Source organism: Stenotrophomonas sp. 22385 (assembly GCF_052045085.1).
Classification (GTDB): Bacteria; Pseudomonadota; Gammaproteobacteria; order Xanthomonadales; family Xanthomonadaceae; genus Stenotrophomonas.
Genome location: NZ_JBQEOG010000010.1, coordinates 61,974 through 72,758 on the forward strand (window position 1 = coordinate 61,974; position 10,785 = coordinate 72,758).

The following is a 10,785-nucleotide window of genomic DNA, read 5'->3' on the forward strand; positions in this document are numbered from 1 at the left end:
CGACCAGGGGTCGTGGCCTAACGGGGGAAATTGGCGTGGAATTGGCGCTCATCGATTTCGACCATACCGTCACCACCTGCGATACGTACGGGCGCTTCCTGCGCCGCGTGGCCACGCCCGAACAGCTGGCGCAGGCGTGGTGGAAGGTGGGACCGTGGCTGTTGGCCTATCGATTGAAGCTGATTTCCGCCGAACGGATCCGGGCACGGGTCACTCGCTTGACCCTGCGTGATCGGCATGCAGACGACATCGCCACGCAGGCGTCGGGCTTCTCCCGCGAGGTACTGCCGGAGGTGGTGCGTCCAAGCATGCTGGAACAGATCCGCTGGCACCTGCAGCAGCGGCACACGGTGGTAATCGTGTCCGGTTCGCTGGACCTGTACCTGCGGCCGTGGTGCGAGGCAATGGGCGTGGACCTGATCTGCAACCGTCTTGAAAGCCTGGATGGCCGCCTGACCGGGCGCTATGCCGACGGTGACTGCGCGCCGCACAAGGTGGACCGCATCCGCGAACGCTACGACCTGTCGCGCTATCTACGCATCCACGCTTACGGCGACAGCCGCGAAGATCGCCCGATGCTGGCGCTGGCGCAGGAACGTTGGTATCGCGGGAAACCCCTGAAATGAACACGCTGATCGAACGCCTCGACCGCCTGCTGCCGCAGACCCAGTGCGGGCAATGCGGCTACGACGGCTGCCGTCCTTACGCCGAGGCGATGGCGCGCGGCGAGGCGGGCGTGGACCATTGCCCGCCCGGGGGTGATCAGGGTGCACGTGCATTGGCACGGGTGCTGGGTGTGCCAGTACTGCCATTCGACCGCCGCCGCGGTGAGCACAAGCCCGCGCAGGTCGCGCGGGTGATCGAAGCCGACTGCATCGGCTGCACCAAGTGCATCCAGGCCTGCCCGGTGGATGCGATCGTGGGCGGCGCCAGGTACATGCACACAGTGATTGCCGATCTGTGTACCGGTTGCGAGTTGTGCATTCCACCCTGCCCGGTGGATTGCATCGAGCTGGTGTTGGTCGCCTGATATGGCGCAGCCACGCAGGCGTGGCTGCGCGCAGGATCAGGGCAACGCGGCCGTGATCACGATCTCCACCTTCCAGCTCGGGTCGGCCAGCTTGGCCTCCACCGTCGCACGCGCCGGGGTCATGCCGCTGACCACCCATTCGTCCCACGCGGCGTTCATGCCGGCGAAGTCGCCGATGTCGGCCAGATAGACCTCCGCGCGCAGCACGTGCTGCTTGTCACTGGCCACCAGTGCCAGCAGTTTGTCGATCTCGGCCAGCACCTGCCGGGTCTGGCCGGTGATGTCCTGGCTGGTGTCTTCGGGAATCTGGCCGGACAGGTAGGCAACCTTGTTGTGCACGGTCATTTCGGACATGCGCGGACCGACGTCGAAACGTTCCAACATGGCGATGGCTCCTCTGTGATGGTGCCCCATTGTCACCGATGCCGGGTAATGCCGTCGTTGCGCCCGATCAAAACGGCCACAGACCGCACAGCACCCCTGCTTGGCAAGCGCCTGCCGGAGGCGCACGATTCGCCCGCAAGGCACCGCAGGGTGTTTTGACTCTTTCCCCGCCTCCCCGGAGCATGCTGTCCCGATGACCGACCCCGCCCCTGCCCCTCCGTCCCGCGTCGGCTGGCGCCGCGCGGCGACCGTCATCTTCAGCCTGGGGATCCTGGCGCTGGCCCTGCACGGCCTTGCCAACGAGTTCGACGATCATGGTTATCGGGCCATTCGCGACGCTTTCCACCAGCTCAGCGGTGGCCAGATCGCACTGACCGTGGTGCTGGGCCTGGCCAGCTATGCCTGCCTGATCGGCTTCGATGCCATCGGCCTCCGCCGCAGCGGCAAGCGCCTGCACCCCGCGCGGGTGGGCATCACTGCTTTCCTCGCCCACACCCTGGGGCAGACGCTGGGCTTTGCGGCGTTGACCGGCGGTGCAGTGCGCCTGCGCGGCTACGGTGGCGCCGGGCTGAGCCTGGCCGAAATCGGCCAGGTGGTGTTGATGAGCACCCTCGGCTTCGTGTTCGGTGCCTGGCTGCTGCTGGCGCTGGCCTTCCTGCTGGAGCCGGGCGCCGCTGCGCTTGCATTGCCCGTGTCGGCGCAGGCCGTGCGCGTCCTGGGCGCGGTGGGCCTGCTTGCTTACGTAGGCACGGTGCTGGTGGTCGGGCGTGAGGGCCGCAGCTTCCAGATCCGCGGTCATGCGCTGTGGTTGCCTGATCGCCGCACCATGCTGGGCGTTACCGTGCTCAGCGTGGTTGAACTGGTACTGGCCAGCGCGGCGTTCTACGTGCTGCTGCCGATGGACACCCCGACCGGCCTGCCCGGCTTTGTCGGCCTGTATCTGGTGGCGGTTCTTGCCGGGCTGATTTCCAGCGTGCCGGCTGGGCTGGGCGTTTTCGAGTGGAGCCTGCTCAAGCTGCTGCCGCAGGTAGCACCTGCGGCCGTGCTGGCAGCGGCGCTGATCTACCGGGTCACCTACTACGTGCTGCCGTTGCTGCTGGCCACCGTGCTGGCCGTGGCGCCGGCGTTGCGCCGCCCGCTGCGCGTGGGCGCGGGGGCCACCCGTGCGGGCTGGACCGCGCTGCGCCCGTGGTTGCCGCAGATCATTGCGCTGGCCGTGTTCAGCGTGGGGGCAGCGCTGGTCATCGACGGCACCCTGCCAACGCCGCGGCGGCACCTGCTGCACGCGTCGCTGCCGATCCTGGAAACGTCTCACCTGCTCGGCAGCCTGGCGGGCGTGGTGCTGCTGCTGATCGGCCAGGGCCTGCAGCGGCGCAGCCATGCGGCATGGATGCTGGCCATGGCCATCTGCGTGATCGCGCCGCTGCCGATCTGGCTGCGCGGCGGGCAGGTGCTGATCGCGCTGGCCTCGGTGCTGGTGGCGATGGCGCTGTGGGCGTCGCGTCGCGAGTTCTACCGGCAGGGCGCGCTGCTCGACGAAGCGTGGTCGTGGCCGTGGATCCGCAACCTTGGCCTGGTTCTGGTGGCGGTGATCTGGCTGCTGTTCTTCGTGTACAGCCATGTCGAATACCAGAACGAGCTGTGGTGGCAGTTCGCCGCCCAAGGCAACGCGCCGCGTGCACTGCGGGCGCTGCTGGTGGTGGCCATCGCGCTGGCCATCTTCGGCCTGGCGCGGCTGCTGCACAGTACCCGCACACCGCTGCCGGCGGCTAACGCCGCTACGCTCGATGCACTGGCACCGGTGCTGCTCGCGGCACAGGACACCCAGGCCTGCCTGGTACTCACCGCCGACAAGGCGGTGCTGCGCGATGAGGCAGGCGGCGGCTTCGTGATGATGCAGCGCTATGGCGGTTCGTTGATCGCCATGGGCGATCCGGTCGGCCCCCCGGATGTGGCCCGCGCATTGATCTGGCGTTTCCGCGAAGAGGCGGACCGGCTCGGTCTCCGCCCGGTGTTCTATCAAGTCGGTGAGGCGTACTGGCAGACCTACCTGGACCTTGGGCTGACGCTGGTGAAGCTTGGCGAGGAAGCCATGGTGCCGCTGCAGGATTTCGGGCTGGAAGGGCGCGAACGTGCCGACCTGCGCCAGGCCTGGAACCGGGGCAAGCGCGGCGGCCTCAGCTTCCGCGTGGCCGCGCCAGATGAGGTGCCTGCCCTCATGCCGGCGCTCGCCCAGGTCTCGCAGCAATGGCTGGACGACAAGGCGGGCGATGAAAAGGGCTTTTCGCTGGGCAGTTTCGATCCTGCCTACCTGGCACGGTTCCCGGTGGCCCTGGTGGAGGCTGACGGGCGCATCGTCGCTTTCGCCAATCTGTGGCAGGCCCCTGCCGGCCGCGAGCTGTCGGTGGACCTGATGCGGCACGTCGACGATGCACCGAAAGGCACGATGGATTTCCTGTTCATCGAGCTGTTCCTGTGGGGGCGCGCGCAGGGTTTCCACCGTTTCTCGCTGGGCATGGCGCCGCTGTCGGGACTTGCCCAGCATCGGCTGGCCGGACGCTGGAACCGTTTTGCCAATGTGGTTGCACGCCATGGCGAACGCTTCTACGGCTTCAGCGGATTGCGCCGTTTCAAATCCAAGTTCGCACCGCAGTGGCGCGCCCGCTACCTGGCTGCGCCGGGCGGCATGCACCTGCCTGCGGCGTTGCTGGATGCAACGCGGCTCATATCGCTGCCGCCCTCCGCGCAAACACGTCGGTAAACCGCGCCACGCTGCTGCTGCCATGGATGGCATGCAGTGCCTCCGCTGCCAGCATCCGCTCTTCCCGGATCCACGCCAGCCGTGCGCTGCCGGTCAGGTCCTGCCACACGTCCAGCAGGGCGTCGGATGGCACCGTTTCGCCGGCCATCAACTTTTCGGCCACCGCGATACCCGCGGGTTGCTGCGTGATGTATGCGATCGCCCGGGGCGAGAGCGGGATGGCGGCCACCGGCTCCGGCAGGAAATAGCGGGCAGCCATGGGCCATGCGGAGTGGGTCCGGCCCAGCCGCCTGAGCGACGCGCCACTGATGTGCAGGACCTGTGGCAGGCGTTTGTCGCTCGCTGCGGCGAACGCGTAGGTCATGTCCTCGCGGGCACGTGCGGCCATCTCGACCACCCCGTTGCGGAACTTCACGCAATCGGCGGCGATGGCGGTCGCGCCACCCGCCTTGGTTTCCCCCACCAGCACCACCTCGCTGCCGTGCATCAGCAGGAAGTCGATTTCGCCTTTGACGTGGCGCCCGTTCTCCGGCCGTAGTCCGGCAGGCACATGGGCGCCCCTGGCAATGCGGTACCCCGCTTCGGGGGCGTCACCGGCCGCCTCGTTCATGGCAGCGCACAACCGCGCCAGCGAGGCCCCGACATGGTCCTCCACGTCCCGGCCACGTGCAGCGCCGCCGCTGACCGTCCGGGTCGCCGCCCGCAGTGCCAACCAGGCGCTGACAGCGGCGTCCCGATCCAACGCCGCCTTCTCATCCAGCACCGCCACATGCGGGGCGAACGCGGCGGCAGACTCCGCATGCAGTGCCGCCGCGCGCGCCAGCACCTGTGCCCAGGTGCCCGCTCCTCCACGTGCGTCGTTGACCGCGCTGGCCAGGGCCACAAGCCGCTGCTGCCGGTCCGGATCCGGTTCGCGTTCGATCCGGGCCGGGTAGGCCACATCGGCCAGTTTCTTTGCCGCGCGTCGCGCTGCCGCGTACGGCGTACCGTCAAGCAGCTGGGTATAGCGGCGCACCTCGGCCGATCGCTGCCAGGCCATCGCCCTGCGCAACTCGACATCGTGTTCCTTGACCAGCCACGCCAGTGTCTCAAGCAGGGCTGCGCAGAACAGCCGGCCTGCGGCGTCGGCGCGGTCCCCCGCCTGCTGCATCGCCAGGGCGTCGGCCATCCGCTGCGCAGCCGAGGCGGGCGCGTCGCGCGCGGTGGCACCATCAGCCCTCAACAACTGGAACAGCTGTGCCTCGATGTCGGCGTTCCGGCCCATCAGGGCGTCCGGGGCGAGGCCGGCAGATGCTCCAGCAACGACTTCGCCAGCAGGTCGTAATCGCCCTTGAAGTGGTGATCGCCGGGCAGGGCGAGCACCGTGACCCCGTTGCTGGGCAGCTCTGGGCACAAGGCGTCGTCATCCTGTTCACCGTACAGGCATAGCGTGCGCCCGGCCGGCAGACGGGCGATTTCCGGCGCAATCGGCAGACCGCCACCGCCACCGCCCAGCCAGTTGCTGACATGGAACTCGTAATCGGCCTTGTGCCCCACCGACATCAGTCCAATCAGGGCGATGGACCCGCGCGTGGCCAGATCCAGCTGGTTGATCGCGGCCGGCAGCACGTCAGCGCCCTGCGAGAAGCCGACCAGCAACAGCCGCTTGCGCTGCCACTGGTTACCGTAATGCCGCGCGATGCGTTCCAGGTCACGGGCAAAGCCTTCCGGCGTGCGCTCGGTCCAGAAGTAGCGCAGCGAATCCAGGCCGACCACCGAAATGCCGCTTTCGCTCAGCGCGGCGGCCACATCCTTGTCCAGACCGGCCCAGCCGCCGTCGCCGGAGACGAAGATGGCCAGCGTATCGCCTGCTTTCCGCGCCGGCACTTCCACCACCGGCAGCCCCTCCAGGTCATCTGGCGGCGGCGCCAGGCTGACGCCCTTCTGCGCGCCGATGACCTGCGCAGCGGCGAGCAGACCTGGCAGGTCATCGCCACGCCCGGTACGTTGGAACTGCCGCCCCATCTCCACCTTGTGCACGAACGCGGTGGCGTCACCTGCCGCGCACCTGCGGTCACCTGCGGCGTTCAACCACGGAAACGCCAGCTCCGCCGGCTGCAGGCGGCCATGGCTGACACCGGCGCCGCACACCGCGCGCTCGCGCGCCTGGTCGGGGCAGAAGCCGGTGGTGACCAGGCCGGCAAAGACCTGGGCATCCGCTTGTGCCGCTACCGCATAGGCCAGCTCGGCGCCGCTGCCATCGCCGCCGATCAGCGGCAGGTGGTAGCCCGGCACGTGCAGGTACGCCTGGAACCAGCGCGAGAAATTCTCCACGTCGCCCGCGCCAAAGCTGCAGGTCCCGCCGCCTTCGCGCGCCAGTCCCTTGCGCAGCCGGGCCACATCGACCTGGGCCACCAGGGCGCCCTGCGCACGCAGGGCCTCGATGCGCTCGCGCGTGCGCTGGGGTTCACTGCCGCCATCGAACCAGACCACCACGCGTTGCGGGCGGCCTTCCGGCGCGTGGATCGGGACGTCGTTGAAGCGCCCGTGGCTGACCTGCTGCGGCGCCGCCGGGGCCGCGGCGGCCCCAATCATCGACACCAGGCCCAGCACCACGCCCAGTCCCCTGCCCACACTGGCTCGCCGCATCGTCACGCATCCTGGAAAAGTGGATCAACGATACGCCTGTCCACGGCCAACGGCATGTACACAGGCTGGCCGCAGCACCTAGTCCGGACGGGCAGCATTCTCACATCGTGCATGTCGCCACAGCTGCAGCGCGGCGACGACCAGCCACAGCACCACGGCGGCGATGACCAGCTTCTGCCCGGCCCCGCGCGGCGGGCCGCGCCACAGCACGTGCAGCCACAGCAACGCGAAACACAGCCAGGCCCACCACCACGCTGCGCTGGCCCAGCGCGTCCACTGCGGATCGGCACGCAGGTACCAGCTCTGCAGCAGCATCGCCACACTCACGCACAGGAACGCCGTATTGGCCGCCAGGCCATGGACCAATGGCGCCAGCAGCGGTGCCAGCTCAGGCAACCAGCTGTCGCCGATGGCCACACCCATCAGGCCCAGTCCCGCCACGCAGAACAGCAGGGGCGCTGCCGCACTGCGCCGGGGCGAGCGGCTGGCGGCATGCAACGACCAGGCCAGCAGCATGATCGCCACGGCCAGCACGCAGTACGCCGTCCGCAACGCCAGGCCCCAGGGACCATGCAGATACAGGCTCAACGTCGCCTGCACCCAGTCCAGGTCCTGGCGAGCCCATTGCGTCCACAAGGCAGTGAGCACGAACCCGGCCAGCGCCAGCAGTGCCAGGCGGGCCACATGAGCGTGGGCAGGAAGCTTCATCGCGGGCAGGGTTCAGGGCTCGGCATCGGGATGACGCAGCCGCCAGGCGGACAAGGCCGCGCGATAGCGCTGCAGCTCGTCGCTGTACAGATCAAGAACACACAACGGGCACCCGCTGCCGCAGCACTCGTTGGGGCCGGGTTGTTCCGGCGGTTGCGGGCGCGGATCGGGATCAGGCGTGGCGGACGGGAGGAGAACGGGCATGGCGTGAGGGACGGCGGTCAACCTCTGCAGTGTAATCGACCCGTGTCAGTGCCCAAGTCGACGTCGCAGGTTGGCCCGTGCCGCAGCATCCAGGCGCTGATGGAAGAAATCACTGAGGAAGATGCGCGGACTGCGCAGCAGGTGCTTGAGGAACCGCCGCCGGTTGAGCCGGAACAGGAAGCCTGGTACATGGCCGGCGTATTCCTCGGCGATGCCGCGGTCGTAGGCATCGAAGACCTCGGCCGGCGCGCCCAGGATGGCCATGTCGCAGTCCAGGAACAAAGCTGCCTCGGGGTCCACATCGCTGGCGGCCAGGGTGCCGTGGCGTGCGGTCAACAGGATCAGCTGTTCGATCCTGGACACGTCCACGCCGGCGCCCGGCAGCCAACGCTCCACCTGCGCACGCGCCAACGCCGCCGAGCGCGCTTCGTTGTCGTTGCGCCCGGCCTCGTAGATCGCATCGTGGTACAGCGCGGCCAGCTGCACTTCGCGCGGGTGCACCCAACCCGGGCCGTCCGCCACCGCCTGGCAGTGCACCAGCACCGCGCGCACGTGCGGGTAGCCGTGATAGGCCCGCGGGGGCGTGGCGTAGGCGGCTTCCAGGTCGGCCTGCATGGCCGCCGGCAATGAGAGCGGGGAAAAGGTCATGGCGGCATCATTGGCCGGCCCCATGGCGAATGGCAAGCAGCGGCGAATCTTTCACCACCGGCTGCAGTCCCCCGCGCGGCGGGGGCTGTGCACGGTTACCCACAGGTTTACCCGCGGCTGGTCCACATCCGCTGTGGATGGCACGCCACGCCGACAAGCGGTGCGCCGGTCGCCGGGCGCTGGCCTAGACTGGAGGCACGACAGCTTCGTCATGCCTGCGAGGTGACGCGATGAACGGCTGGAAATCCCTTGCCCTGCTGGGCCTGCTGGCTGCCGCATCGCTTCCTGCGCTGGCCGCGCCGCCGGCAGGCGCTGCCGCGCAGGTCCCGGCAGTCGAGCCCATTCCCTCCCCCGAGCAGATCCTGGCCATACCGCCGGATCTGCGCGCGCTGCTGCAGGAGAGGGTGATCGCCCCGGTCGGCTCGCGCGAGCAGCGGCTGGTGCGGCTTGTGCACCTGATCTTCGACGAAGATGCCATGCACCTGGAGTACGACCCGTACGCCACCCACACCCTGGCCGAGACGTGGAAGACCCACCGCGCCAACTGCCTGTCCTTCACCCTGATGTTTGTCACCCTGGCGCGCGCGGCGGGCATCGATGCCCGGGTGCAGGAGGTGGCGCAGGTGGTCACCTGGCACCAGGACCAGGGCGTGATCTACAACGTGGGCCACGTCAACGTGGGGCTCAACCTCAACGGACGCACCGCCGTGGTCGACCTGGACCGCAACGTGCTCTATGACCGCTACGGGCCGCGCCCCATCACCGAAGAGCGCGCCATGGCGCACTTCTACAACAACCGCGGCGCCGAGCATATGGCCGGGGGGGACACCGCGCAGGCGCGCGTCTACCTGGATGCTGCGCTGGCGGTGGCACCGGCCTTCCCTGCCGGCTGGAACAACCTGGGTGTGCTCGATACCCGCGAAGGTCGCCTGGACCAGGCCCGGAAGGATTACGAACAGGCCCTTCAGCTGCAACCGCGGCATGCAGCGGCGCTGACCAACGCCAGCGCGTTGTATCGCAGGTTGGGCGATGCGCGCCGGGCTGACGTGCTGGCCAAGCGGCTGGAACAGGTGCAGAAAAGCGATCCGTTCGCGCAGTTCCGCTTCGGCAACGAAGCCGAACAGCGCCACGACTATGCGCAGGCCATCGAGTACTACCAGCGGGCGGTGCGCCTCTACAGCAGCGCGCACCAGTTCCATTTCGGGCTGGCGCGCGCCTACTTCCTGGCCGGCGACACCCGCCGCGCGTCACTGGAAATGCTGCGCGCCCGCGACCTGGCCGGTGAAGATGCCGACGTGCTGCGGGCGACCTACCAGGCCAAGCTGGACAGCCTGCAGAAATGGCGGCAACGAACAACCAATTGAAGCTTCAGGGTGGCCAACGGTAGCGCCGGCCGTTGGCCGGCAACCACGCACGCAGGCGTTTACGCCTTCTTCAAAAAACAGGTCTTCAGGACCAGGCCCTTGATCTTGTCCGAGTTGCCTTCGATGTGCTCGGCATCGTCTTCGACCAGGCGGATGTTGCGGATCACGGTGCCCTGCTTGAGCGGGATCGACGAGCCCTTGACCTTCAGGTCCTTGATCACGGTGACCGTGTCGCCGCTGGCCAGCGTGTTGCCGTTGCTGTCACGCACGACCAAGCCCTGGCCGCCTTCATCGCCGGCCGCCCACTCATGGCCGCAGTCGGCGCAGATCCACAGCGCGCCATCGGCATAGGTGTTTTCCAGGGTGCATTGCGGGCAGGCGGGTGCGGCGGACATGGTGAAGCCTTCAGGTTCGGAACAACCCCCATTGTAACCGCCCGGCCCGGGCAGGCCTTGCACCGGCGGCGCGCTTGCCGCACAGTGCGCGCCCCCTGACCTCCGGCCCGGCCCCGCATGAAAATCGGCATCGACTTTGGCACCAGCAACTCCGCCGCCGCCGCCGTAGTGGACGGCCGGGTCGTACCGATCCGGTTTGGTGACGCCGAACAGTTCCGCACCACGGTGTACTTCCCGGAAGTGATGCGTGATCCGAACGACTTCGAATTGACCCCGGCGCTGGAGCACGAACTGGCTCGATTGATCGACGCCGCCGCGCGCGATGCCCGTGCTGCCGGACAGGAGCGCGCGCCGGACGCGCTGCGCCGCGAGGCCCTGCGCGTAGTGCGCCGGCAGTGGATGGAAGAGCAGATGCGCGCGCCACTCAGTTCGACCAGGCTGCTGCAGAACGCGGTCTACGGCGACGAGGCGCTGGAAGCCTACTTCGAGGAGAACGAAGGCAACCTGGTACAGAGCCCGAAATCGATGCTCGGCTACAACCTGCACCCGCGCGCACGCCAGACCATCACCGGCATCGCCACGCATATCCTGGAGCACATCCGGTTGACCGCCTCGCGCCAGCTCGACGTGGGGGGGGGGAAAGAAACGATGGGGGGCAAAGTG

11 protein-coding genes and 1 pseudogene are annotated in these 10,785 nt (G+C 68.3%); 5 read left to right on the top strand and 7 right to left on the bottom strand.

All coding sequences use genetic code 11. The features are described 5' to 3' along the window. Nucleotides 1-35: 35 nt before the first annotated feature. Together ACTJI4_RS16795 and rnfB are read left to right on the top strand one after the other, a co-directional pair. Nucleotides 36-626, top strand: coding sequence for an HAD family hydrolase (locus ACTJI4_RS16795; protein ID WP_392920351.1), 591 nt, complete (start codon nt 36-38; stop codon nt 624-626). Next, nucleotides 623-1,030, top strand: coding sequence for an Rnf electron transport complex subunit RnfB (gene rnfB / locus ACTJI4_RS16800; protein WP_440870006.1), 408 nt, complete (start codon nt 623-625; stop codon nt 1,028-1,030). Before ACTJI4_RS16795 ends, rnfB begins: the two co-directional genes overlap by 4 nt. A gap of 36 nt (nt 1,031-1,066) precedes the next feature. Here the strand turns inward: rnfB and ACTJI4_RS16805 are convergent, their stop codons facing one another. After that, entirely contained in the window at nt 1,067-1,414 is a 348-nt protein-coding gene (locus ACTJI4_RS16805; protein ID WP_217537731.1) for a RidA family protein, read from the bottom strand. A 193-nt stretch (nt 1,415-1,607) separates the two neighbouring features. On the opposite strand from ACTJI4_RS16805, the gene mprF reads away from it, so the two are divergent. Further along, nucleotides 1,608-4,175, top strand: coding sequence for a bifunctional lysylphosphatidylglycerol flippase/synthetase MprF (gene mprF / locus ACTJI4_RS16810; RefSeq protein ID WP_440870007.1), 2,568 nt, complete (start codon nt 1,608-1,610; stop codon nt 4,173-4,175). Here mprF and ACTJI4_RS16815 read toward each other — a convergent pair. From ACTJI4_RS16815 to ACTJI4_RS16835, 5 genes are all read right to left on the bottom strand, one after another. Continuing rightward, nucleotides 4,138-5,439, bottom strand: coding sequence for a hypothetical protein (locus ACTJI4_RS16815; RefSeq protein WP_440870008.1), 1,302 nt, complete (start codon nt 5,437-5,439; stop codon nt 4,138-4,140). The two genes, mprF and ACTJI4_RS16815, sit on opposite strands and share 38 nt — an antisense overlap. Continuing rightward, nucleotides 5,439-6,803 carry a virulence factor family protein gene (locus ACTJI4_RS16820; protein ID WP_440870009.1) on the bottom strand — a complete coding sequence of 455 codons (1,365 nt, stop codon included), beginning with the start codon at nt 6,801-6,803 and terminating at the stop codon, nt 5,439-5,441. Before ACTJI4_RS16820 ends, ACTJI4_RS16815 begins: the two co-directional genes overlap by 1 nt. Before the next feature lie 78 nt (nt 6,804-6,881). Beyond that, the gene (locus ACTJI4_RS16825; protein ID WP_392920369.1) at nt 6,882-7,511 is read right to left on the bottom strand and encodes a DUF998 domain-containing protein; all 630 of its coding nucleotides are present in this window, start codon (nt 7,509-7,511) and stop codon (nt 6,882-6,884) included. Nucleotides 7,512-7,523: 12 nt separating this feature from the next. Continuing rightward, nucleotides 7,524-7,715 (bottom strand): oxidoreductase-like domain-containing protein, encoded by a 192-nt coding sequence (locus tag ACTJI4_RS16830; protein WP_440870010.1) that lies wholly within the window; start codon nt 7,713-7,715, stop codon nt 7,524-7,526. A gap of 45 nt (nt 7,716-7,760) precedes the next feature. Beyond that, nucleotides 7,761-8,363, bottom strand: a complete 603-nt coding sequence (locus ACTJI4_RS16835) for an HD domain-containing protein (RefSeq protein ID WP_440870011.1) — start codon at nt 8,361-8,363, stop codon at nt 7,761-7,763. A 230-nt stretch (nt 8,364-8,593) separates the two neighbouring features. Between ACTJI4_RS16835 and ACTJI4_RS16840 the strand changes: the two genes are divergently transcribed. Next, on the top strand, nt 8,594-9,727 hold the full coding sequence (locus tag ACTJI4_RS16840; protein WP_440870012.1) for a tetratricopeptide repeat protein: 1,134 nt from the start codon (nt 8,594-8,596) through the stop codon (nt 9,725-9,727). Nucleotides 9,728-9,786: 59 nt separating this feature from the next. Here the strand turns inward: ACTJI4_RS16840 and ACTJI4_RS16845 are convergent, their stop codons facing one another. Further along, nucleotides 9,787-10,122 carry a zinc ribbon domain-containing protein YjdM gene (locus ACTJI4_RS16845; protein ID WP_068853590.1) on the bottom strand — a complete coding sequence of 112 codons (336 nt, stop codon included), beginning with the start codon at nt 10,120-10,122 and terminating at the stop codon, nt 9,787-9,789. 117 nt (nt 10,123-10,239) lie between these two features. Here ACTJI4_RS16845 and ACTJI4_RS16850 point away from each other — a divergent pair. Then, nucleotides 10,240-10,785, top strand: a pseudogene (locus ACTJI4_RS16850) (Hsp70 family protein); the annotation flags it as partial.